The organism is Salipaludibacillus agaradhaerens, assembly GCF_002019735.1.
In the GTDB taxonomy this organism is placed as follows: Bacteria; Bacillota; Bacilli; order Bacillales; family Salisediminibacteriaceae; genus Salipaludibacillus; species Salipaludibacillus agaradhaerens.
This window is the reverse complement of the sequence record NZ_KV917378.1, coordinates 1,160,039-1,184,942: the sequence shown is the minus strand read 5'-3', so window position 1 is coordinate 1,184,942 and position 24,904 is coordinate 1,160,039. Positions and strand designations below refer to the sequence as shown.

Genomic DNA, 24,904 nt, shown 5'->3' with positions numbered 1-24,904 from the left:
GTGTTATATTTTTAAACGTGAGTGACACGAACATTCATTCGCTTTTATGGTATAATTTTAAATAGGATAAAGGAGGAGAACGATGATACGTTTTATTCACTGTGCTGATTTACACCTTGGGCGACCTTTTCAAATGACTAAACTAATGAATCAAGCTATGGTTAATCGTGCGATTCGTGCTACTTATGAGTCCTTTAGCGCGATTGTTCAAGAAGCCATTCGAAAAAAAGTAGATTTTGTTCTAGTGAGTGGGGACGTCTATCATGAAGAAGATCGTTCCATTCATGCTCAATGGTTCTTTAAACAACAGGCTGAAAAGCTTCACCAGGCCAATATTACCTTATATGTGATCCATGGTAATCATGATCCGCTTATTCAAAAGGAGCAACTGATTGCTATGCCTGAGAATGTACATATTTTCCCTACACATGTGTCTCGTACTGTTCACACTACCCAAAGTGGAGAACGCGCTATTATTTATGGCTTTAGTTATCCAGAACGAGCTTTCATGAATGATCCCGTACCGTTATTTAAAAAGCTTAAGGAAGATGAGGCTTACCATATCGGTTTACTTCATGGTCAGGAAAATGGACTGGTTGACCACGACCCGTATGCGCCCTTTTCAACTGTAGATTTGAAAAATGTAGGCTTTGATTATTGGGCGTTAGGACATGTACATAAACGGCAAGTCATTAACTCACATCCACCTGTCATTTACCCCGGAAATATCCAAGGATGTCATCGAAAAGAACAAGGAGAAAAAGGGGCTTATTATGTGGAGATGACGAAAACAACCACCACTTTTACTTTCTTTGGGACAGGTCCCGTTCAATGGCAGGACATCACTGTAAAGGTTAATGACATGAAATCGATTGATGAGCTCATGGCTTATACTTTAGATACCATAACTCATTTATCGTCTTCTCACATGTATATGATTCATTTATATTTCACAGGTCCTGGTGTATTGCACGAAACGTTAATTAAAAAGAAAGTACAAGAAGATTTAATGGACATCCTTCAAGAAGAGCTGGAGTATGACTCTATTTGGATAGATAAACTTACTGTGAACACCGCTCCAGAAATTATTAGAGAAAAATGGCGACACAAAGATCACATTATTGGAGATGTTATCCGTGTAAGGGAAGACCTTTCACATAACGACTCATGGAAAGAAAGCTTATCTTCCTTAATAAATCACCGAAAAATCGCCCCGTTTGTTGAACAGTTGACAGAAGAGGATGAAGAAGAGATACTCACTAAAGCAGAAACAATGATCGTAACAGCTTTGTTGGAAGAAGGGAAGACGTATGAAGATTAAACACATCTATATATATGGCTTCGGGAAGTGGGTTAATAAACGATTTGATCTAAATAATGATGGGATTAATATACTCTTCGGCTATAATGAATCGGGGAAATCAACATTGATGGCTTTCATAAATGCTATTCTATTCGGTTTTCCTTCTAAACGTGAAAGCCATTATCGACCGAGAGAAACAGATAAATATGGTGGCATGCTCACGATTGACACTCCCTCCTATAACGGAATTAAGATAGAAAGAGTCGGAGGAAGGACGAACAAGGGAAGCCTTTCTGTTCGTTATCCAGATGGGCGTACTGGTAATGAAGAGGATTTACATAAACTTCTGAAAGGGATGGATTTAGCCACATTTAAAGGAATTTTTCATTTTGATTTAGATGGTCTTCAAGGGATGAAAGATTTAAATCCTGATGACTTGAATCATTATCTATATGATGCAAGTATGGTAGGCGCATCGTCACTCAATTATTTAGATAAATCGTTACAGCAAGCATCGGGAAAGCTCTTTAAACCTAGGGGACAAAAAACAGACTTGAACATCCTTGCAGAAAAACTCAAAAACACACAGCAAGAGATAAAAGAATGGGAAACAAAACTAGATAACTATGAACAGCTACAGGCAACTAAACAAGAGTTAGAATTAGAGCTTGCTCATTTAGAACGAGATGAAAAAAAACTTCATATAGACATCCGGTATTATGATCATTACAAAACTTTAGAACCGATTGTAAAAGAATGGAACGCACTAACGGCTGATCAGCAAGAAGATATAGAGGAAATAAAGTTCCCAGAAGATGGGCTTAGTAGGCTCGAACAACTCTCCGATAAATTAGAAGAAAAAGAAGCGTTAATGTCTTATGAAAATGAGAAAATAGCAGAATTAACAAAAAAACTCCATACCTTAACAGATGCTAATATATCTGCTGATTTAAAACGTAAGATGACATCAGTCATTAATAAGTGGCCATTGCAGGAGAAGATAATAGAAGATCTGAAAGCATCTCGATACACTGAACAAGAGTTACTTAAACAACGCCAACAAATTGAAGATGAATGGCAGCTCCCAAGAACTTTTTTTAACTCAGCACATGTGACGAATTATCATTTAGATAAATTCAACATGTTGAAGACCCGATGGCAAACACTCCTTACGACAGAAGACCATTTAACGGAAGAAAGACGAAAGGTACAACGAGAAAAAGAGATTGCAGAAGAACAAAAAGATAGTGAGTATAAGCACCTATTAGCTCCTGAAGAAGTAAAAGAACTTGAAAGATTAACTTCTTCAGAAAGTGAGAAAAAGCTGCGCAAGCAAGAGTATAATATGCTTTTGAAACAAAGAGAATGGCTTGAAAAAGAGTGGAGCAGAGTAAAAAGAACAGGACAGATTAAAAAGTTAACACTTATGGGCTTGACGGGATTATGTGCAGTAGGAACAATAGTCGGATATGTCAATACTAATTGGTCCATTACACTGGCTTTAACCCTTCTAGTTATAATAGGCAGCAGCTTAACATGGGCTACCGAGAAGAGATCACGAGATGAAATAAAGCAGTTGCTCAAAGATTTAAAAGCTCATGATGAAAAAATGGCGACATTTAACAACCCTCAAGGCGACATTTCAAAAGAAGCTTATCTTTATGCTGAACAACGTTTAGCCCTTCATAATGATAAAGCTGGACATGTTAACACGATTAATCAAAACGTCACGTTTCTCAATACCCAATTACAGCAATGTGAAAATGACTGGCAAGAGCTACAGGAAAAATGGGAAGCGTTTAATACAGAGCTGGACGAGTGGTGTAAAATCACTAAGATGCCACCTAATCGTGATTTACTCTTTTATGCTCACCTCATTGAAGCACTAAAGGAATGGCAAAGGATTACGAAAGAATATGAAACTGTTAAAGAAAATCTGCGTCGATTAAATAACGAAGTGTCAGACTATAAAGCGACCACTGAGTGGTTAGTGGCTAACTATGTTAGTCAGGAGTGTGATATGACTATTGATAAGCAGGTCAAAGCGTTGACAGAATTTATAGAAAAGGAAGAGGAAGCTGAAAAGAATAGAAGTCAAGTACGTGATAAACTCTCCGTTCACGAAGATTTAATGTCGAAGGTACAAAAAGAACGTGAACAGATCGCAATCTCGTTAACAAATCTTTTTGGTCTTGCTCATGTTACAAATGAAGAAGCATTTAGAAGGAAAGCACATCAATATAATCAACAAAAAGCCCAATTGACAAGGAAGAATCAGCTTTGGCTTCAGATTGTGACGCTAGTTCCAAATGAAAAAAATAGAGCAATTTTACTTGACGATATCATTAAACAAGACATCGATAGTCATGAGAAGCAAAGACAGCTTCAAGAAAAAGTAACGGAACTTGAAAAGAAGAAAAAAGGTATCATGACCGAACTATCATCGATTACATTAACGTTGAAAGAATTAGAAGAAAGCGGGACTTACGAAGATAAACGGCAAACATTTATAGCTTTAAAGGGTGAATTTAATCATATGGTGAAAGAATGGGCCGTGATTCAAACCGCTCAGTATATGATTCACAAAGTGAAAAATATTTATGAAACAGAACGACAGCCAAAAGTTGTTCAGACAGCTTGCGAACTATTCAAACGCTTGACCGAGGGGCGTTATACACAATTATTTGCACCATTAGGAGAAGAACGATTCATTGTAGAAAGAGAAGACGGCCAACGCTTTGACCCCTCTGAACTTAGTCGAGGTACGGGAGAATTACTTTATTTATCTATAAGATTGGCCCTAGCTTTAGAAGACGTTATGGAAACTTGCAGTCCCATTTTTATGGATGAAACATTTGTCAATATGGATAAACCAAGAAGGTATCAACTTATCTCGTTATTGAAAGAAATATCTAATGAAAGACAAATTCTTTTCTTCACATGTCATGAGCATTTAAATCAAGAGTGGCAAAGAGCCTTTAAAAACGTTGAAGTTCATTCACTTTATCGCTGAAAAGAGGGATTGTGTCTGAATTATATGTAAAAATGTCGTTCTATTTCATTTTCTAGAGATTTTATATTAAACTAAACGTGATAACCTTCTTTTGTACACAGGCCGAATTGCCTATTTTTTGTAACAAATCATTGTTGCTATGAAGGACAACAAACAAAAAAATCATCACTTAAAGTATAACGTTGAGTGACTAAACAAGTGATGTGACAAACGACTTTCCTTTTCAATCAAAAGCCGTGTGTGAGTAAATAATAAATGAAGGATGATGAGTATGAGCGAGTATCGCGTATATTTAGTTGAAGATGAAGAAAATCTAGGAGAAGTAATTAGAGCATATATGGAAAAAGAAGGGTGGCAGGTGACGCATTTTACTGACGGTAAAGTGGCGTATGATCATATCTCTGAACCACCACATTTGTGGATATTAGATATTATGCTTCCAGGTATGGATGGCTATCAATTATTGAAGGCAATAAAAAGTGAAGCTGATACACCTGTAATCTTTATTTCAGCACGGGACAAAGATTTAGATCGTGTGCTTGGTTTAGAACTTGGGAGTGACGATTATTTAGCTAAGCCTTTTTTACCGGAAGAGCTTTTAATCCGAGCTAAAAAGCTATTAAATCGTGTTTATCCACCGGAAGTTCAGGAAGAAGATGCCATCGAATTGAATGGCTATGTGATTGATCCGAAATCACGAACAGTTCATGATGGAGAGGAATTGATTGAATTAACAACGAAAGAAATGGATCTTGTGATCTTGTTGTCATCAAACCTTGGTAATGCCCTTTCTCGAGAAGCCATTATTGAATATGTTTGGGGATCAGACTACTTCGGCTCAGAACGGGCGGTAGACGATGTTGTACGTCGTGTAAGGAAAAAACTCCCACGGATTCATGTTGAGACGTTATATGGTTACGGGTACAGGGTTTTATCTTCATGATTCGTTTGAATTTAACACAGCGGATTTGGTTTTCGTTTATTTCGATCCTTTTAATGGTGGCTCTTTTAATTGGGGTCATTTATCCCATCTCTTTGAAGAGTACGTTGACAGAAGAAACGTATAGAATCATTGAACAAGAACAGAACCGTTTCGCTAATCCAGAAGGAGAGTATTTTGCGCCTCCTCAGACTGAATTAGATTTTATCGAAAGACGGGATGCGGAACGATCAGTATTCCACTTTTTTTTAATGAATCAATTTGGCACGATTGAAGGAGATCCTGTGCCAAGTGAAGTTCTTCAAGAGATGGGAGACAGAGCGCAAAGTCAAATGACACGAAGAGGTCGTTATGAACTCACATATAACGATGCGGCACTATTTTATGTCGTTTATAAAGTGTATACCACTGGTGGTGAAATGTACCATATTTCATATATGTGGGATACTTATCGGGATCAAATGGTGAATCGACTGTGGGGCCGATTGAGCTATATTATGCTGTTTGCCAGCCTAATGAGTCTAGTACCTGCCTTTTGGTTGAAACATTACTTAAAATCACCTCTTACAAGCCTTGGGAACCATTTTGAACAAATAGCGGAAAGAAATTGGAAAGAACCTTTCCATTGGGAAGGGGATGATGACTTCGAAAAACTGTCAAACCAATTTGAGAAAATGCGCCAAAACTTAATTAAATATGATTCCGCACAGAAAACATTTATTCAGCATGCATCCCATGAATTAAAAACACCTATAATGGTTGTAAAAAGTTATGCTCAATCTGTTAAGGATGGGATCTTACCAAAAGAGAATATTGAGAATACAATGGATGTTATTTTGGAAGAGTCTAACCGGATGGAAAAGCGCGTGAAAGATATGCTGTATTATACGAAGTTGGAATCTCTGAAAGAAGCGCCGATGGAAATGCGAGAGTTTCCATTCGGGTCAATCGGTTATCATGTGGGTGAAAGATTTCGACTCGCACGTGAAGATGTGGATATAGTAGTTAACGGTGACCAAGTGATGATTTATGGAGATAAGGAACAGTTGCGTGTACTTTTAGAGAATCTAGTGGAAAATGCTTTGAGATATGCAGTTAGCACAATAGAACTGAATGCGAGAGATTTAGGCGATTATCATGTGGCTATCGATGTGGCAAATAACGGTGACCCTATTCCTGAGGAGGAAGTAGAGCATGTGTTTACACCTTTTCGTAAAGGGAATAAAGGCCAATTTGGTTTAGGTCTCGCGATTGTTAAAAGAATTTGTGAACTACACGGTGGCTATCCTCAAGTCAGAAATGCTGATAAAGGGGTTATTTTTACAATGGTTTTGCCACGAAACAAACTTGTAGATAATCAGGGGAAGCTCTGAAATATCTTTAATTGAGTGAAGAGGTTATTATAGTAGCTCGATTATCACCCTCTGCTAGAAGACAGTATCAACTTAAACGTCTACTAGTAGAGGGTTTTATTATAGGTTGAAACGCTTTCCAAATGTTTATCAGCTAAGATCGAAAATGTTACTTACCGTATACCGTGTTTTATAAATCATTTTGGGAAAACGTTAGGTGCAAAGCTCACCTTCGCTAGAACATTGCTAGCTATGGTATAATTGGAAAAAAAGAAGAAAAGGCCGGGGAGGTAACTAACGGTTATGAAAAAAGGCATTAATCATTATCAGGTTGGGGAACAAGTAGAGACTTATTTGTTAATAAAAACAGCGAAAAAAGGCATTGCCAGTAACGGAAAGCCGTTCTTAACATTACAATTGACCGACAAAACAGGTGAAATTGAAGCGAAGCTTTGGGGGATATCTCCAGAAGATGAAACGACGTTTCAAGGTGGAACCGTTATTCATACGCAAGGAGATGTGCAAGATTTTCGAGGTATGCGCCAGTTAAAGATAAAAGCAATCCGACCTTCTTCATCGATGGATCAGGTGAAACCTGAAGATTTTTTGCCTACTGCACCTAGAGGGCGAGAAGAAATGCTGGAAGAAGTGACGCAGTATATATTTGACATGCAAAATGCCAAAATTCAACGAATTACACGCCATTTATTTAAAAAACACCAACAAGCGTTTTCTGTTTCGCCAGCAGCGACTAAAAATCACCATGAATTTGTTTCTGGGCTCGCTTATCACGTTGTTTCTATGTTACAGCTAGCCAAAAGTATCGCAGGCTTGTATCCAAGTCTTGATACAGATCTGTTGTATGCAGGTGTTATATTACATGATATGGCTAAAGTCAGAGAATTGTCAGGCCCTATGGCAACTCAGTATACAACTGAAGGGAAATTGATTGGGCATATTACGATTATGGTGACAGAAATTGAAGAAGCGGCTAAAGAATTGGGTATTGAGGGAGAGGAAGTCCTCATGCTGCAACACCTCGTGCTCTCGCACCATTCAAAGGGCGAGTGGGGGAGTCCAAAGCCTCCAATGATCAGAGAAGCTGAAATGCTACATATGATTGATAATATTGATGCTAAAATGAATATGATGGATCGAGCTTTGGACCGTGTCTTACCTGGAGAATTTTCTGAGCGAGTATTTGCTTTGGAGAATCGCTCTTTTTACAAGCCATCATTCCATGAAAAGCCTATAGATTTATAGTATTTAAAAAACAGAGCGGAGAGAGGAGCCCTTCTTTCTTCGCTCTGTTTTTTATTTCTATCACGTACTGTATTCAATCATGGCGGCATCCTCCGCTGGAGCTACTAGTTCAACTAAATGGTTCTTGCTTAAAATATCGTTTAATACTTCCACTTTGAACGTCTGATAGCATGGTGATTTAAGCCATTCTTTCCATGTGAGATCATGGCATTGTTCCCAAGCTTCTTGCCAATGAGCTAAAACAAATGCTTCTACACGCTCATGAACAATTGGAAAGGCAATCAATGGAGAAATTTCTTTATGTTCCTCTAATTTTGTCATGACTAGTTTAACGAGCTCGTCTTTAAATTCACTGCATGTCATATCTTTTAATGAAATATATCTCATATCATCAGTACCTCCAAAATAATAAGTTTAGTTTGACTTTACCCTTCATTAGAGATAGCAAACCTATTATAAAAAATGACATACAAATGTAATAATGAGGCAACACAATATAGCACTTTTTTGAAAAAATTTTTTGCGCTATAAAAGAAGGTGAGATATGCGTGTTTCAGACAAAGGGTGAGCTATTATTAACAATGTATGCTTTGTCATTACCTCAATGATAGCATAGTAAATTTGAAAGACTCCCGTCAATAAGACAGGAGTCCAATGTAAGTGACTATTCTATCCGACTTAAAAGCGCCACACTGCTCTGATAAGGATGGGAGTGAAGAGGTGCTAACCAGGCTACTTAGCACACGTAAGCTGATCCTACAATAATTAATAGAATAAACAAAACAACAATGAGTGTAAAGCCTGAATAATAAGGTGCTGGCGTGTAACCGCTCATGATCTTCATCCTTTCTGAAGTAGATTTTTTGGGGGCATCCCCATACTTAATGTATGTCAAGCTAAAGTAACGGGTGAATAGGCACTAATGGATTATTTATTAAAAACGCAGTAGAGATATGACGAGACTATTAGAGTTGATCGAATGGGAAGTAATCCTGTTTTAAAGAGGAGATATGTCTAGGATGGCTAAGAAACATTTGGGAGTTACAAAAAAGCCTGTCCGATCAAGGACAGGCGATATCAATTATTCAGTGTATTGATTAAACGCATCTTCAAATTGTTCATCTAACACTTCAATATCAAGTTCTTTCATGAGCGTCATTTGTTCTTCACTCATTTTCTCATTCTTGCGTTGGTTAAATGTTGCAAGAAGCTGTTCTTTGACTTCTTCAAAATCGTCTTCGAAAGCTGTACGGTCCAGCACTTCGATAATGTGATAGCCAAATGATGTTTTAACTGGTTCGCTCATTTCGCCTTCTTCAAGAGAAAAAGCAACTTCTTCAAAAGGAGGCGTCATACTTCCGCGAGTGAATGAACCTAAATTACCACCTTCTACAGCCGATCCAGGGTCTTGAGAATTTTCCTCAGCCAGTTCAGCAAAATCTGCGCCATCTTCTAATTCTTGAATAAGCTCAAGAGCTGTTTCTTCATCTTCTACAAGGATATGTCTAGCTTCAACTGTTTCACCTTTATCGTATTCTTCTTGTAACTCTTCATCCGTAGGTTCGCCAACCATACCAACACGATTTTCAAGAACTAGCTGTGTTAAAATGTTTTTTCGTAGCATGTCTTTATCATTAATGCCTTGCATTTGTAACATTTCATAAAGCTCTTCTTCGGAAGATACACCGACCGTATCCATAAACTCTTCAATTTGCTCATCGATATCTTCTTCTGAAATGTCAAAATTCTCAGCTTCAGAAGCAATCGCTTTGTCCATTACGAGCATTTGCAGGGCATGACTTCCATAATCATTTTTAAGGGCTGCAACAAGTTCTCCTTCTGTTACCTCTCCGGCACTTGTCTCAACAATAACGGTACTATTGTCTGTCCCAGCCTCTGAATCATTACTGCATGCACTAATTACCATAATACTTGCTACCGCCATAACTAATGAAGATTTCTTCAATATGGTCACTCCTACTCAATTTTTATCTTTTCTTTCCTGTATAAATATAGCACATACTGCTTAGTTTTGGTACGACTTCTGAACGATTACACAGATTTTCCGTTTTCTTTCAAAAATCGTGACAAATGACTATACGTGATTTCGTGACCGAAATAAGATGTAATGAACGTTAAAATAAGGAGGAATGTACATGTCACATTCATATCATTCAGGCTTTGCATTGTTAGTCGTGCTGTTTATTTTGTTGGTGATCATTGGCGCATCTTGGGCTTATTAATTTGAGCATACCCAGTGGATAAGTGCTAAGGGAGGTGACGATATGGGACATCACTACCATAGCGGCTTTGCGTTAATAGTCGTACTATTTATTCTTCTTGTTATAGTTGGAGCTTCCTGGTGGTATTAAAAGAACGTCAATAAGAGAAAACTTGGCATACAACAATATGCCAAGTTTTTATTTAACACAGATTTGTCCGTAAAACTCCTAGATCAAAATAGAGAGGAGAGATAACGGACCATAAAGTCCTGATTAAAGGTTCGTTTTATGTCATGAAAATTCTAAAGAAAGACGATGTTATAAGAATGGTTATAAGAACATTAATCGTTCGAAAGACTTTTGCTTGCCGCTCTTCAGGAATTTCTTTTTGTATGCATAAAGAGTTCGTCATTGAATTAATGATGAATAAATAGAAGGTGGCAAATAAAAGGAATGGTAAATACATTCAGTAACCCCCAATTTTAAAATTTATCCTGAATTCTCAGTTAATAGAATATTGGATAGTAAAAGAGCTTTATTGCCTGCTATTCTTTTTTGTATTGTCTTACAAAGTTGATCTCTTGGCCCTGGAAAAAAATAAATCAACTGAATGGTCTAAAGATGTCTAAGCAAGCTCCTGCTGTTAATAATAATAGATAGACTAAGGTAGTCATTTCTTATCATTGAGAGTAGCTCACAACGGAACAAGCTTTACTTAACCATGTGATGACTAAGTTTTTCTTTAGTAAAAAAGGGAACGAGACTAATTAAGCAAGACGGAGAGTGCCGATAATATCTCTATTGTAACAAAGATATCCCTTTACGGGAATCAAGAAATCTCACTTTCCAATTAAAGAGGGATCTGACTTAGGGAGGTTATGATGAGGACATCACTAAATAAATGGCGAAACGCTTTTTTTATATTAACTGCTACAGTTGTTTTAGTCATAATGTCAGCAGTTGGTTGGCTTTATTTCGGGCTACCTAATACATCATCGAATGACTTTGTTCCTCCACATATTACGGATAAAGAAGGAGCCTCATTCTCCGTAGAGACGTCAACAGAAGACTTAAACTTCTGGTTGCAAAATAAGTTGAATAACGAAGAAGGGACGGAGTTTTACAGCATCTATATTGATGATGCTGTATATTTTGAAGCAACAGTAGATGCTTTTGGCATCACCTTACCTATTTATATGATTTTATCACCTCATGTGACTGATGAAGGTAATATTGAACTATTAGAAGAGTCCTTCAGCGTCGGAAACATTAGCCTCCCTTCAACGAGAGTGTTCGAACTGATTGAATCACGGACAGATTTACCGGAATGGATCAGTGTTATTCCAAATGAACAAAAATTATATGTGAATGTAAGGGAAGGGATGTCGGAAAACGTGGAAATAAAGGTAACATCGTTTGATTTGTCATTAGATGACATTGCATTTGATATTCGCTTTATACAGTAGTGATATATAAATACCTCTGCAAACTTTTGAGGTAAAACTCTGCAGAGGTCACATTTATCAAAGATAACCGTCCGTATACCTCCCGGCTCAAAATAGAGAGGAGAGGTAAAATTTATTTAGGTGGAAGCTAACGGACGCTAATGTTGATTGAAGGTTCGTTTTATAAATATTTCATTTTAGCTATTTAAATCCATCTTTATACAGGAGAATTATCTTTCATGGCTGGTGATAAAACGTAAAAACCATCCCGAGTTTCTTCAATAAGACATTGTCTTGGCGCCCGTCTAATTTGTCTAAAGTTTAAGTAATCATACACGCAAATCCCCATATTAAATGCAGACATCATGGCAATATAATGTACGAGATGCGGAAATATGATGGCGCCTATGATAGATAAAATCGTTAGAGTAAACGCTGGTGCGGCAGTTGACAGCAAACTTACATATTTAGATAAAGGTTGCTTTGTAGAATAATAAAAATAAGGCCACTGTCTTTTTCTTACACCTAAAGTGGCTTTTTTGCCTGTAAGCCAAATAGGAAAGCAATGTAAAAGCAAATGAATAGGCATTATAACTATAAGGCTGAAAAAAAGAAATAGGATGCCATGATCTACAAGTGGGACATTTTGAAAGAACGTTCTAAATACCATAAAAAAGATCAAAAAATAGCCCATCATAATAATGGCGGATAGAAACGAAAGCCTTAGCTTGCCAAATTGGTTCTCTACTGAGATTGTTTTTAAACAGTTCATCTTAATTTTGCACCTCCAACCACGATAACACCTTAACTGATAAACACTTTAAGCTGTGAACAAATAAATTAAATACTATAGTAATTTACGATGAAAATAGAAAGAAATCAATACTTTTTTAAAAAAAATTATTTTTAAGAAGTGTCACAGTGAAGAAATGCCTTTAACATCGCTAATTAACCTTTTTTCTTAAATGAATTTTCTCCATATTTTGATTCAATAAAATGGGTGTTGCGCTTACGTAAAGGCCATAAAAAATAAGCTAAGACGTTTTTGGTCTTAGCTTATTTTTTATGGTTTAAGCAACCTTTTGCTATATTATGATGACGCTTCTTTATTTTTCTGTAAAGGGATAAGTTTACCTTCTTCCTCAATGAAATCATCATCAATCTTACTGAGAGACTTCTCGAAAGTAGATATAAAATCAGGACCATAAATATGTTTCACTATGCTTATGAGCTCAGAGAATTCTGGGAATTTTCCGTATAAATCTTTGATAGGGAGCGAGCCACTATAAACACCATGCGTGTTTGGGTTGTATGTTTCAAATGTTTCAATAAGTAAACTTTCGCCTTCGGCCGTAAGATAAATATAAGTATTGCGTTTATCAGTCTGCCGTTTAGAAAAAGTCAACAGTCCTCGCTCTTCAAGCTTCTTAGAGAAATTGAAAGCAGTTGATACATGCATGACGCCGAATTTGGCAATGTCTGAAATAGAGGCACCTTCCAATTGATATGCTATCCAGAGTATATGGTGCTCATTAATGTTTAAGTTGTATGGTTTAATCCACGTTTGCCAATCCTTTTCAATTGATTTCCAAAGAGCTTTACTAAGTTGGGCTACTTTATGACTGAACATTATCGACTGTTTCATTGATTGCACAGGGTGCTGTTCCATGGTCTCCCTCCATTTCTATAGAATGTCATTAACTATATTCAAATAAATCATTATTTTACTAGGAAAATGATATTCATATCATAACACATAAAATGTTTATTTCTCAATATCATTTCTGTATTTTCAGAAAATTGAACGATAATGCACTAATACTTGAAAAAGTAGGGATATGACAAGCAACAAGAAAATGAAGAACCTATTCAAAACGTGTCATAGATAATGGGACGTTTTTTATATAACGCTAGCTTTGCAAAGTTTCGTGGATGTTTTCAATTATATTAGTAAAGGACAGTATATGAATAAGTTGATTTAAAGCAATAAAGTGAAAAGCGCTTTTTTTACCCGTTTTGTTCCATGAAATGTTCCATAAACTCTTTAAGAACAATAACGTGTTCAACGGGTACAGCATTATAATTAGATACGCGACATCCACCGACAGAGCGATGGCCATTTAAGCCAATGAACCCTTTTTCTTTAGCTTCCGTCAGAAACTTTTTTTCTAATTCTTCATTTGGTAAGCGGAATGTAATATTCATCAATGACCGAGAGGACGGTTCAGCATGCCCTGTATAAAAGCGGTTAGAGTTATCAATAACATCGTAAATCATTTGAGCTTTCTTTTCAGCTTGTCGTGCCATTTCTTCAATGCCACCTTGTTGCGTAATCCACTCAGTCACTAATCCTGTTATATAAATAGCACCTGTTGGCGGTGTGTTATACAATGATTGTTTGTCTGCATGCTGTTTGTAAGACAGAGAAGGGGGCAATGTATTATTAGCAGATTCAAGTAATGTTTTTCTCATAATGACTAATGTTACTCCCGACATGCCAGCGTTTTTTTGAGCACCAGCATAAACCATATCTATGTTCTCCCATGGTATTGTTCGGCTGAGAATATCACTAGACATATCAATGATAACAGGAACCTTGCCCCGATCAGGGAACTGAGACCATTGGGTACCGTATATCGTGTTATTTGATGTTAAATGGACATAAGCCGTATCATTAGGCAAATTTGTAAGGTCTGTTTGAGGGATATGGCGATACTGATTATCTTTCGAGCTAGCAATGATCGTTGTTTCTCCTATAGCTGATGCTTCTTTTAAAGCTTTTTCAGACCATGACCCCGTTAAAACGTAGCCAGCTTTTTTTTGTTCAGGGAGGAAATTTAAAGCTATCATAGCAAATTGTAGACTAGCTCCACCTTGTAAAAACAAAATGTCAAATTCATCAGGAATTTGTAAAATATCTTTTAATTGATCCATTGCTCGGAAGTGGATACCTTCGTATAATGGACTGCGGTGACTCATCTCCATAACGGCCATGCCTGATTGTTCGTAGTTGAACATGTTAGCTTTCGCTTTAGTTAGAACCTCCGCAGGTATTGGACTTGGGCCAGGATTAAAATTATAAACGTTTGACATTTTTAAAAACCTCCTGTTTTATATACTGTATTTTCAGAATTTAAGTCCTCCATAACTTCTTCAACGTCATTAAAGACTGAAGAAAGCCACTATGAACTGAAAAAGAGGGGCTAAAACTAAAACAAAGGAGTTAGCCCATCTTTTGAAACTTCACAGTAAACGTCACTAATAAAGTTTTTCTTGGACTTTTTCAGCGATGTTTATTAAATCCTCATTGGAATATTGGCTGCTATGATCATGCCACACAGCTCCAAACCCATCACCTTTACCATAACGAGGTAATAGATGAACGTGGAAGTGAAACACAGATTGCCCGGCCAACTCTCCATTGTTATTTAGCAAGTTAATTCCTTCTGGCAAAAAGGCGTTCTTAATTGCCCTAGCCACTTTAGGGACCGCTTTAAATACATGCTCTGCGGAAGCACTAGATAATTCGTAGATATTTTCTTCGTGTGTTTTCGGGATGACGAGAGTATGACCTTTCGTGACTTGACTGATGTCAAGAAAGGCCAGAACATGATCATCTTCGTAAACTTTTTTTGAGGGAATGTCACCTGAAACAATTTTACAAAAAATGCAATCTTCTTTTTTGTGCATGTTTACCACCTCTCATTTTATAATAAATTTTGGCGTAACTATGTAGGCATTATGTCTTAATGCTTGTTAATATCGTATCATAATTGATTGTTCATTGCTTTTCAAGTTTACATGTTTCCGATATAGTAAAGATTGGGAATAATATGAACGTAATAAGGAGGAGGAAATAGATGAGTGAATTATTAGCAGTTAATAATGTCACTGGGGGTTATCATAAAAATAAACCTGTGTTGCACGATATTACGTTTACTGTTGAACCGAATGAAATGGTAGGCTTGATCGGTTTAAATGGCGCAGGTAAAAGTACAACAATTAAGCATATTTTAGGATTGATGGAGCCGCATAAAGGTGAGGTGAGATTAGCTGGCAAGACATTAGCAGAAAATAAAACGACTTATCGACAAAAACTTGCGTATATTCCAGAAACGCCACTTTTATATGAAGAAATGACGTTATGGGAACATTTAGAGCTGACTGCAATGGCTTATGGATTAACAGAAAAGCAATTTAAGGAACGGGCAGATAAGTTGTTAAAGGAATTTAGAATGACAAAGATGATAAATTGGTTTCCTAGCCATTTTTCGAAAGGGATGCGACAAAAGGTCATGATTATGAGTGCTTTTCTTATTAGACCTTCTATGTATATAGCAGACGAGCCGTTTGTGGGATTGGACCCTATTGGCATTAAATCTTTTTTGGATAGAATGCTTGAATTGCGAGAGGAAGGCTGCGGAATTCTTATGTCCACGCATATTTTAGCCACTGCTGAAAAATATTGTGACCGTTTTTTGTTCCTTCATCAAGGTCAACTGATTATGCAAGGCACGTTAAAGGAACTGCAAATGCAGGCAAACATGCCGAATGCTGCTCTCGATGACATTTATGTTGAAATGACAAAGGAAGATCAACCATGAATGAGGTCATAAAACTGTGGTCTAAACGTCGCAGCGATTATTGGACGATGGCTGTCAAATATTTAAAATTAATAGGGAATAGCGGTTTTTTGTTTACACTTTATTTATTATTTGTGTTTGGAAGTTATTATTATGGCCAGTTTTTACAATGGCTTCCAGATACGTTTCCCGCTATAGTGTTTTTTACTCTCATTTTCACATGGCTCATGACAAGAGGGAGAACGAGGACGTTTGTTAAACAAGGCGATTTAATATTTCTAACACCATTAGAGGGTCGGTTAGGTTCGTATATTCGCGCCTCTATTCGATATAGTTGGCTGATGGAAACATTTTGGGTCTCTCTAACGCTTCTCGTTCTCGCACCGCTATTTTTTGATAGGGTGGCACCACATGGCAGTTCATTACTTTTCATTTTAGCTTGTATGAGTTTATTAAAGCTTTGGAATTTGTCTGCTGGCTTTGAAGAGCAACGAATTTTGGATAGCATGCACTATTCATTTCATACGTGGATGAGAGCGGGATTGAATGCTGTAGCTGTTTATGCCTTGTTTTCTCAACAGTCTTATTTAATTATAGGTAGTATAACTTTTGCTCTCACTGTCTTTTATTTCGGCTACTTTCAACAGCTTGCAAAAAACTATAGTTTAAAATGGGAGCGACTTGTTGACATTGAAAATCAAACAGTGATGACTTTTTATAGAGTGGCCAATAGTTTCACTGATGTTCCGAGCTTAAAATCCAAAGTACGTTCTCGCCGCTGGCTATCTCCACTTTATAAATTAGTGCCATATAGTAAGACACGTGTCTATCATTATATGTTTGCCAGATCATTTTTTAGAGCGAATGATTACTTCGGTATTTTCATTCGGTTAACTTTCCTTGGCGTGCTGTTTTTAACGATCGTAGAGCTTGACTGGGGACGATGGCTTATTAGTGTATTATTTGCCTATATGACAGCTCTTCAGCTAGAAACGCTTAAAAATCATTATGACACAAGCCAAATGGTTGATTTATATCCTGTGGGTGATGACGTTAAATTAGCAGGACATAAATTCTGGCTGTTAACAGCGGGGGTCTGTCAATCACTTATATTTTTTATTGCTACAGTCTTTAGTTACGGTCTGGCAGCAGGAAGTGTCGTTTTAGTGTTAGCGGTCATCACGTACAGCTATCACATTTATGTTCGTTTAGGGAAAAAATATGCATCGTCTTTATTAGCATAACGTAGTGTATAGGGAAAGGAGGAGGACTGATGATGTCTTATAAGGAGAAGGTCGAGCGTGAATTAAAACGCTGGGAACATAAAATTAACCGTCCTCCCTCGTTACCGGCAGGTCTTAGTAAGCGGTGGCAAAATAAAATTAATAACAAGATCCCTGAAAAAATTCATAATATTGTAACAGAGAGTGTTAAACATATGGTTCAGGCGACTTTGGTAGGAAGTGATTATTTATCGGAATTAGATCGTGTCACAGAAGCGACATTAGAAGAACGGGACAGACAATTTGATGAACGAGTGGCTATGTATAAACGTACAGCAGCGGTAGAAGGTGCCGGTACGGGGTTCGGTGGCATTATGCTCGGTTTAGCAGATTTTCCTCTATTGCTTACTATTAAAATGAAATGCTTATTTGACGCAGGGAAAATTTATGGTTTTAATACTGACGAACCAAAGGAAAGGTTATTCTTACTTCATATCTTCCAACTTGCTTTTTCAAAAGAAGTTGTTAAAAAAAATAGTTTAGAAAAAGTGAAATCATGGGATGAATTAGAAGGTGTGTGGAGAGAGGAGAACGGGAAGTCTCATGAGATAGATTGGCGTACTTTCCAATTGGAATATCGTGACTTTATTGATTTGCCAAAAACATTACAGCTTGTCCCAGGATTCGGGGCTTTAGTTGGTGCCACTGCCAATTATCACTATTTAGAAATATTGGCACATCACACTAAAAATAGTTTTCGATACCGTTTGTTAACCCACGAATAATATTTAGAGTGACTGTCTTCAATTTCGCTGATATGAGTGGAATTGAAGACAGTTTTTTTATTGTGAAAAAATCGGAATTTAAGAAGATACAGCCTAGAGATAAGAAGAACTATGCTTTCACGTGACGTTTTATTTTGATCACGTTTCATCACAGGTAACGTCCGTAAAGCTCCCTTCTCAAAATAGAGAGGAGATGTAAATGTATTTAAGCGTGAGTTAACGGTCGCTAATGTCCTGATTGAAGGTTCGTTTTATGAAAAAGGGTTTATTGAGTGGCTATTTCAGCTTTTTCTTTAAATTTAAGTTCTGTATATACGACTAGCCTCTCTTCGTGTGTTTTTCTTTTTCTGTCAAACAAGCCATGACAAGTAATTAAATTTAATTTTGGCGTACTTGCGTAACCGAAGATCGTATCGATTGGTGCGTAATGATTTGGGTAAATTTCAATTTTGGCTACTTCAAATGTAAGGGTCAAACCGTGTGCATCTTTAATCAAAATTTCATCGCCGTGCACGAGATTTTTTAAGCTGAAAAAAATCGCTGGGCCTGTAAAATCATCGACATGGCCCGCAATGACAGCATTCCCCTCGTCTCCCGGTATAGGGCTGTTCGTCATCCAGCCTGCTACATCCCCTTTTTCAGGAACTTGCATAGAACCATCTTTATTCATATGGCAAGGAACGATCTCTGCTGCAATTCCCAATTTAGGAATTTGAATCATCACGGGTATCATGCCATGCTCGCTAACAGGTTGATGGGCACTTTCTACGGTAGGGGCGAAAGAAAGTGTTGCCATTCCTGATATTATAATTAATAAGATAACGACTACCGATCTGAATGGTTGTTCCATGGTTGCATTTGGAAAAGCAAGAAAATAACTGTTAATGTAATTAAAATACTAAGTATGCCCCCGATTGTAATGACATTACTTTTATATTCTGATGCCCCTCCTAAGCCTGTGACAGGTAATTGTGAAGGGAGACGACTAAGAGAAGGGTCTACTAAGGTTATTACGTCTAATTCCGGTGTACCGTTAGTAAGTCCAACTAATAACATGGTATATTGCATATCACTATCAAGTTCAATTGTTGGAAGAGATAATATCACACTGTTCGGTTCTGAAGATAAAAAGTTTAGATTAGTCGCTCCAGAAACAAGATCCGCATAATGAGATACAGTCATAAATGACAAATCAGTAAATAGGGAGACGTCGTTAGCGGTGAATGAAACAGTTGGCGCGTCAGGAGATAAATTAGCCGCTCGAACGATTGTTTTGCCATCTGTCGTCATCATTGTATCTTCCATTATCATGACATCTAAACTCTCTACCATATGGCTGATAGCTGCCGTATAAGCACTATCTTCGTCAATCGTGACGTTCATGTTTAAAAGTGGTGTCTCATAGTCACCGCTAGGGTAAATCGTTAATGTATATTCATTTGGTGGAATAACGATATAATCAGATGCTTGTGTATAATCAAGTGCTTCAACGACCACCTCGTCATTTATAGCCACATCAATTTGTGGTGTATCAGGGGAAGTATGAACAAGTCTTATCTTGCCATCATTCGTATCTGCTAAGACAAAACGAGAAACAGTGAAAAAAATAAATAGCAGAGTCACCACCCTTGCCAAAATTTTTCGTTTCTTCAACGGAGTCATCTCCTTAAATTTTTGTATAGTGACATTTGCTAGTATGACCCATTTTATGATTTATATGTATAACGTGGAGATGACAGAAAATTATCCTGAAATTATCTGTGCACTATCTGCTGATTTGCTAGAAGGATTGGTTGAGGTAGTTAGTCAATGCCTAGCTGTCTGGCGTGAACAAAAATTAAAATTTAGGAGCTCTATGGAGGCAACTTTATTAAGCTAGTGAACTTGAGAGGTGAGGGTATTGAGGGAGGCTCATGTTGATGGGGATTATCAGGGGACAAGCCTTCTTATTAAAAAAGTCATTTATCATAGATAACAGCACGTAAAACCTCCTGTTCAAACTAGAGAGGAAAGCAAAATCTATTTAGGCGGGAGGTAATGGACGCTAATGGCCTGGTTGAGGGGGCGTTTTATGAAAGTAAAGCTGAAGATCGCCTGAAGAAACTAGGTCTTATGAGAAAACGACCAATGTGTCTGTAGCGTGCTTTGACAGACACATTGGATTAACTAGCAACAAGACGTGTGAATTTAAGCCTCGTTTTCAAAAGTGTTTAACACGAGGTTACCAAGCACAGTGGCGCCATGTAACATCGCTCGTTCATCAATGTCAAAGCGAGGATGATGATGAGGGTAGGTCGTTTCCCAATCAGGGTGTTGGGCACCAGTGAAGAAAAAGGCTCCTTTTTTATGTTTTAAATAATAACTGAAATCTTCTCCACCCATTTGAGGTGTAGCATGGATAACCTGTTCAATATTTTTTGATTGAGAGGCTACCCGTTGAAGAAATTGGGCTTTATCTGAATGATTTATAACAGCGGGATACCCTTTGTAGTAATGGAAGTCTGCTTTTGCACCGAAACTGTCAGCTACCCCATGAACCACCTCTGCTATATTTTCTTTCACTTGAGCTTGTATTTTTTCATCAAACGTACGTACTGTGCCTTCCAATCTCGCCGAATCTGCAATAACATTAAAGGCATTCTTTGCCTCAAAAGCACCGATACTAATAACGGCCGATTCCATAGGATCCACACGCCGGCTTACAATATGTTGTAAAGACTGGACAATTTGGGAACCGATCAAAATAGCGTCCTTCGTCATGTGAGGCTGTGCCCCATGTCCGCCTTTTCCGTGGACGATGATTTCGAATCGATCAGCTGCAGCCATAAGGGGTCCTTCGTTATATTCAATCGTACCAATCGGGGTAGTGGCCCATAAGTGCGTTCCAAAAATAACATCCACATTTTCTAAACAACCGTCATCAATCATGGGCTTTGCGCCGCCTGGAGCCAGTTCTTCTGCATGCTGATGAATAAATACGACAGTCCCTTTCAAACTCTTCTTCATAGAATTAAGTGCTTTAGCTAACACAAGCAATAAAGAGGTATGGGCGTCATGACCGCATGCATGCATGACGTTTGGGACAGTTGACTTATAAGGGACATCCTTTAAGTCTTGAATAGGTAAAGCGTCGAAATCAGCCCGTAATGCTACTGTAGGCCCTTCACCTGCTTCTCCTTTAAGAGTTGCTAGAACACCACGACCACCAACCCCTTCTCGTACCTCATGCCCGAGCTGACGGTGGTACTTAGCAATGTATTGAGGGGTTTTTACTTCTTGAAAAGACAGCTCTGGGTGTTGGTGTAAGTAGCGGCGAATATCAACCATTTCATCATAACAGCTAGCCAGTTTTTCATATAATTCATTCATCATATAAATCTCTCCTTAGTTAGTTTACAACATGTATATAGTGATTAAAGGTGCCTCATTAATAAGACACTTTTATTACAGATAACCGTCCGTAAAATGCTAGCTTTAAAATAGAGCAGAGATAAATCCATTTTAGGTGGCAGATAACGGACGTTAAAGTCCTAATTCACTAAACGATCAATCAATGGGAGAAGTACGGAAGTGCCTACTGATTGGTTCGTTTTATAACGAAAATGTTAGGAAACGCCTCTTGTATGCTGTTATTTTTTAATGTGAAAAGCTAACTTATAAAGGAGCCATTTATCATCATATAGAAAAAGGAATATACTGTGATAAGTATGCCGCTATCCGTGAGAAAAGGCCGGAAAATAGCATAATCCCTAGTAAAATCATGATGACACCACTCGTTTTTTGAATGAAAGGTAAGTAACGATTAATGTTGCGAATTTTGTTAATTGACTTTGAGTAAATAAGGGCGACTAGTAAAAATGGGAGGCCGATACCGATTGAATAAAACAATAATAATAGCATGCCTCCTAATGTATGAGTACTTTGTGATGCGAGTGCGATAATAGAACCTAAAACGAGTCCAATACATGGGGACCAGCCTGCTGCGAATACCAATCCGAAGAGGATGGATCGTCCAAAGCTTGCAGACTTAGAAGGTTTCATTAATTTTTTCTCACTCATAAGAAAGTTGAAGCTAAATACACCTGTGAGTTGTAATCCGAATAAGACAATGATAATCCCGCCTAGTTGCTGCAACAATACTTGATTTTGCAAAAATAACTGACCAAAAAGTGAAGAGGTGGCACCGAGAACGAGAAAAATAGACGTGAAGCCGATGATAAATCCAATGCTTCTTGAAAGAATAAGCTTACGATCTGCCACTATTTCATGCTGATTGATACTCCCACCAGTTAATTGGGCAATGTAAGCTGGCACTAGCGGAAACACGCAAGGAGATAGAAATGAAACGACCCCTGCAAACAGAGCAATCCATATAGAAAGAAATGTGACTTCATTTATAATAAAAATACTTAACACGCTCATGTAATCCCCCCACAAAAACAATTTTCTCTCTTAACTATACATGATAACCTCCCTACTTAGAACCTGTCTAATCTAGTAAACTTTCTTTAGGAAGAAACTTTTTTCGCTATTTATCGTATTATAATAAAGAAGTTTCGCCAAATTTTTAATGTAACATAATGTTAGCGGCGAAGTGGGAGGGGATAGTATGGCCATACGGCGTATTCTATTAGGGATGCTGTTTTTAATAGCTATCTTACTAATTGGTAGTTTAAGTTATGTAGGCATTATCATTTTTGGAAATTATACAATAGATGAAACGAACCTCGTCCTCAATGAGGCGACAACTATTTATGATCGGGATGGGAATGAGCTCACAAAAATATTTGTTGAGAATAGGGAAATAGTCGATCTAGACATGATCCCAGATCACGTACAAGAGGCCTTTCTTGCGATTGAAGACCATCGTTTTTATGATCATACAGGAATCGATTTTAAAGCAATTGGTCGAGCAGTTTATCGTGACGTAATAACACAATCGAAAGCAGAAGGAGGGAGTACGATCACTCAGCAGTTAGCGAAACACGCGTTTCTTTCACCTGAAAAATCGTGGCTGCGAAAGACGAATGAAGTTCTCATTGCCATTAATTTAGAGAGACGATACAGTAAAGATGATATTTTGGAAATGTATTTAAATAGTATTTACTTTGGCCACGGTGCTTATGGTGTGGAGGCAGCGGCTCACGTGTATTTCGGAAAAAGCATTGCTGATGTGTCTGTTGATGAAGGGGCTCTCCTTGCTGCTCTGCCTAAAGCACCTAATCATTACTCGCCTTTTATTGATCAAGAACGTAGTAAAAAAAGACGAGATCTTGTATTAAGTACAATGGTACGTCGCGATTTTTTAACAGCAGAAGAGGCAGTGAGGTGGCAAGGTAGGGCATTACCTACTGAGCAAATAAATATTGTCGGTAACCCAGCTTATGATCCATACATGGACCTTGTTTTAAAAGAGGCAAAGAACGTCTATAACATGACGGAAGAAGAAGTGCTAAAAGGTGGCTATGACATCGTTGTGGCAATGGATAATGAAATTCAGCAAATAACATATGATGTTTTTCAACAGAGTGATACTTTTCCAGCCTCCACTGGTGATCTGCCTGTACAAGGAAGTGTCGTGCTATTGGATAATGAGACAGGAGGCGTAATAGCCGTACAGGGAGGGAGAGATTATGAACGAAAAGGATTTCACCGTGCTGAAGCCCGACGTTCCCCAGGTTCTCTGCTTAAGCCGATAGCTGTCTATGCCCCAGCTATGGAGGAAGGTCTCTTTCACCCTTATTCATTATTGACAAATAAAAAAATGACATTTGATGATTATACGCCGAGAAACTATAACAATGAGTATACGGATGAAATGACGATGTATGATGCCATTAAAGACTCTGCGAATGTACCCGCGGTATGGGCACTTGATCAACTTAGCATACAAACGGCTAAAAGCTATTTGGCTAGGCAAGAGGTGGAGATAGAAGATGATGGCCTTAGTATTGCTTTAGGCGGGCTACAGGACGGATTAACGCCATTGGAAGTTGCTGGTACCTATCGAACTTTAGCAAATCAAGGCATGTATTCAGAACCTTACTTTATTGAAAAGATAACAGATCGCAATGGTCATGATGTTCTGAGGCATGAGATTGAGGAGGTCCAAGTTTATTCACCCCAAACGGCCTGGAATATGACAAAAATGCTTTTAGCAGTGACCGAAAAGGGGACAGGCAGTGTAGGTGATTATCAAGGAGATTTAGCAGGTAAAACGGGAACCACAGCTTTTGAACAAGTGAGCGGAGCAGAGAGAGATTTATGGTTCGCTGGCTATACGCCAGAGATATCTGGGGTGATATGGATGGGATATGATCAGCCTGATGACTCTCATTATCTTAATTCCTCCAGTGCTGTTCCAACTATAGCTTTTAAAACGATAATGAATGAGATTGCGGAGGATAGGTCTACCAAGCAATTGACATTCTCTTTGCCAGAAAAGGTAGATGACTTAGCAGATCCTATTCGATTTGTAGACATTTCAGATCTTAAGGCGAAGGTCTCTCCAGGATTGATGGGTAGTCGAGTGCAGTTGGAATGGTCAGGAAGTGAAGACGAGAGGTTGCACTACCGTATTTATGAAAAAAATGAAGGGCAAACACAATTTATTGATGAAATAGTGGGGGAAAACAGCTATACTGTGCAGGGTGCTTCGATGTTTTCGCCAAATAATTATATCGTTGTCCCCTATAATCCATTAACCGATAGAGAGGGGCCTTCATCAAACATTGCCGAAGGAAAGTTTAGTATATTTTCTTACAATTAACACATC

General features: G+C 37.9%; 24 protein-coding genes. 12 read left to right on the top strand and 12 right to left on the bottom strand.

What is annotated here, in order from left to right; all coding sequences use genetic code 11:
* The first annotated feature begins 82 nt into the window (after positions 1–82).
* The 5 genes from BK581_RS05715 (at position 83) to yhaM (ending at position 7,871) form a co-directional block, all read left to right on the top strand.
* Positions 83–1,321 carry a metallophosphoesterase family protein gene (locus tag BK581_RS05715; RefSeq protein WP_078577270.1) on the top strand — a complete coding sequence of 413 codons (1,239 nt, stop codon included), beginning with the start codon at positions 83–85 and terminating at the stop codon, positions 1,319–1,321.
* Positions 1,311–4,316, top strand: coding sequence for an ATP-binding protein (locus tag BK581_RS05710; protein WP_078577269.1), 3,006 nt, complete (start codon positions 1,311–1,313; stop codon positions 4,314–4,316). The genes BK581_RS05715 and BK581_RS05710 overlap by 11 nt, the downstream gene beginning before the upstream one ends.
* A gap of 271 nt (positions 4,317–4,587) precedes the next feature.
* Entirely contained in the window at positions 4,588–5,259 is a 672-nt protein-coding gene (locus BK581_RS05705; protein ID WP_078577268.1) for a response regulator transcription factor, read from the top strand.
* A complete protein-coding gene (locus BK581_RS05700) occupies positions 5,256–6,629 on the top strand; it encodes a sensor histidine kinase (protein WP_078577267.1) in 1,374 nt (457 codons plus the stop codon). The genes BK581_RS05705 and BK581_RS05700 overlap by 4 nt, the downstream gene beginning before the upstream one ends.
* A gap of 282 nt (positions 6,630–6,911) precedes the next feature.
* Entirely contained in the window at positions 6,912–7,871 is a 960-nt protein-coding gene (gene yhaM, locus BK581_RS05695) for a 3'-5' exoribonuclease YhaM (protein WP_078577266.1), read from the top strand.
* 60 nt (positions 7,872–7,931) lie between these two features.
* Here yhaM and BK581_RS05690 read toward each other — a convergent pair whose 3' ends face one another.
* From BK581_RS05690 to BK581_RS05680, 3 genes are all read right to left on the bottom strand, one after another.
* The gene (locus tag BK581_RS05690; protein ID WP_078577265.1) at positions 7,932–8,258 is read right to left on the bottom strand and encodes a hypothetical protein; all 327 of its coding nucleotides are present in this window, start codon (positions 8,256–8,258) and stop codon (positions 7,932–7,934) included.
* 349 nt (positions 8,259–8,607) lie between these two features.
* Positions 8,608–8,706, bottom strand: coding sequence for a YjcZ family sporulation protein (locus tag BK581_RS05685; RefSeq protein ID WP_143709635.1), 99 nt, complete (start codon positions 8,704–8,706; stop codon positions 8,608–8,610).
* Positions 8,707–8,952: 246 nt separating this feature from the next.
* A complete protein-coding gene (locus BK581_RS05680) occupies positions 8,953–9,837 on the bottom strand; it encodes a foldase protein PrsA (RefSeq protein ID WP_078577263.1) in 885 nt (294 codons plus the stop codon).
* A 190-nt stretch (positions 9,838–10,027) separates the two neighbouring features.
* On the opposite strand from BK581_RS05680, the gene BK581_RS05675 reads away from it, so the two are divergent.
* Together BK581_RS05675 and BK581_RS05670 are read left to right on the top strand one after the other, a co-directional pair.
* Positions 10,028–10,114 carry a YjcZ family sporulation protein gene (locus tag BK581_RS05675; protein ID WP_372898737.1) on the top strand — a complete coding sequence of 29 codons (87 nt, stop codon included), beginning with the start codon at positions 10,028–10,030 and terminating at the stop codon, positions 10,112–10,114.
* A gap of 42 nt (positions 10,115–10,156) precedes the next feature.
* On the top strand, positions 10,157–10,243 hold the full coding sequence (locus BK581_RS05670; RefSeq protein WP_078577261.1) for a YjcZ family sporulation protein: 87 nt from the start codon (positions 10,157–10,159) through the stop codon (positions 10,241–10,243).
* A gap of 136 nt (positions 10,244–10,379) precedes the next feature.
* On the opposite strand, the gene BK581_RS05665 is transcribed toward BK581_RS05670, so the two are convergent.
* Positions 10,380–10,559 carry a hypothetical protein gene (locus BK581_RS05665; RefSeq protein ID WP_078577260.1) on the bottom strand — a complete coding sequence of 60 codons (180 nt, stop codon included), beginning with the start codon at positions 10,557–10,559 and terminating at the stop codon, positions 10,380–10,382.
* Positions 10,560–10,974: 415 nt separating this feature from the next.
* On the opposite strand from BK581_RS05665, the gene BK581_RS05660 reads away from it, so the two are divergent.
* Positions 10,975–11,559, top strand: coding sequence for a YpmS family protein (locus BK581_RS05660; protein ID WP_169837558.1), 585 nt, complete (start codon positions 10,975–10,977; stop codon positions 11,557–11,559).
* Between the two features lie 196 nt (positions 11,560–11,755).
* On the opposite strand, the gene BK581_RS05655 is transcribed toward BK581_RS05660, so the two are convergent.
* From BK581_RS05655 to BK581_RS05640, 4 genes are all read right to left on the bottom strand, one after another.
* The gene (locus BK581_RS05655; RefSeq protein ID WP_078577258.1) at positions 11,756–12,310 is read right to left on the bottom strand and encodes a DUF3267 domain-containing protein; all 555 of its coding nucleotides are present in this window, start codon (positions 12,308–12,310) and stop codon (positions 11,756–11,758) included.
* A 318-nt stretch (positions 12,311–12,628) separates the two neighbouring features.
* On the bottom strand, positions 12,629–13,207 hold the full coding sequence (locus BK581_RS05650; protein ID WP_078577257.1) for an HTH-type transcriptional regulator Hpr: 579 nt from the start codon (positions 13,205–13,207) through the stop codon (positions 12,629–12,631).
* Positions 13,208–13,545: 338 nt separating this feature from the next.
* Positions 13,546–14,631: a 3-phosphoserine/phosphohydroxythreonine transaminase gene (serC, locus tag BK581_RS05645; RefSeq protein WP_078577256.1), complete on the bottom strand. Its 1,086-nt coding sequence runs from the start codon at positions 14,629–14,631 to the stop codon at positions 13,546–13,548.
* 165 nt (positions 14,632–14,796) lie between these two features.
* Positions 14,797–15,228 carry an HIT family protein gene (locus BK581_RS05640; RefSeq protein ID WP_078577255.1) on the bottom strand — a complete coding sequence of 144 codons (432 nt, stop codon included), beginning with the start codon at positions 15,226–15,228 and terminating at the stop codon, positions 14,797–14,799.
* 170 nt (positions 15,229–15,398) lie between these two features.
* Between BK581_RS05640 and BK581_RS05635 the strand changes: the two genes are divergently transcribed.
* The 3 genes from BK581_RS05635 to BK581_RS05625 are packed head-to-tail and all read left to right on the top strand — an operon-like array spanning position 15,399 to position 18,129.
* Positions 15,399–16,142, top strand: a complete 744-nt coding sequence (locus tag BK581_RS05635; RefSeq protein WP_078577254.1) for an ABC transporter ATP-binding protein — start codon at positions 15,399–15,401, stop codon at positions 16,140–16,142.
* Positions 16,139–17,365, top strand: a complete 1,227-nt coding sequence (locus BK581_RS05630; RefSeq protein WP_078577253.1) for an ABC transporter permease — start codon at positions 16,139–16,141, stop codon at positions 17,363–17,365. Before BK581_RS05635 ends, BK581_RS05630 begins: the two co-directional genes overlap by 4 nt.
* Before the next feature lie 29 nt (positions 17,366–17,394).
* Complete coding sequence (locus tag BK581_RS05625; protein WP_078577252.1) at positions 17,395–18,129, top strand: EcsC family protein; 735 nt, start codon at positions 17,395–17,397, stop codon at positions 18,127–18,129.
* Positions 18,130–18,394: 265 nt separating this feature from the next.
* On the opposite strand, the gene BK581_RS05620 is transcribed toward BK581_RS05625, so the two are convergent.
* From BK581_RS05620 to BK581_RS05600, 4 genes are all read right to left on the bottom strand, one after another.
* The gene (locus BK581_RS05620) at positions 18,395–18,979 is read right to left on the bottom strand and encodes a class F sortase (RefSeq protein WP_078577251.1); all 585 of its coding nucleotides are present in this window, start codon (positions 18,977–18,979) and stop codon (positions 18,395–18,397) included.
* Positions 18,955–19,782, bottom strand: a complete 828-nt coding sequence (locus BK581_RS05615; protein ID WP_169837556.1) for a DUF4397 domain-containing protein — start codon at positions 19,780–19,782, stop codon at positions 18,955–18,957. Before BK581_RS05615 ends, BK581_RS05620 begins: the two co-directional genes overlap by 25 nt.
* Positions 19,783–20,316: 534 nt before the next feature.
* The gene (locus tag BK581_RS05605) at positions 20,317–21,498 is read right to left on the bottom strand and encodes a M20 family metallopeptidase (protein ID WP_078579864.1); all 1,182 of its coding nucleotides are present in this window, start codon (positions 21,496–21,498) and stop codon (positions 20,317–20,319) included.
* 306 nt (positions 21,499–21,804) lie between these two features.
* The gene (locus BK581_RS05600) at positions 21,805–22,551 is read right to left on the bottom strand and encodes a cytochrome c biogenesis CcdA family protein (protein ID WP_078577248.1); all 747 of its coding nucleotides are present in this window, start codon (positions 22,549–22,551) and stop codon (positions 21,805–21,807) included.
* A gap of 187 nt (positions 22,552–22,738) precedes the next feature.
* On the opposite strand from BK581_RS05600, the gene BK581_RS05595 reads away from it, so the two are divergent.
* Complete coding sequence (locus tag BK581_RS05595; RefSeq protein WP_078577247.1) at positions 22,739–24,898, top strand: transglycosylase domain-containing protein; 2,160 nt, start codon at positions 22,739–22,741, stop codon at positions 24,896–24,898.
* Positions 24,899–24,904 lie beyond the last annotated feature (6 nt).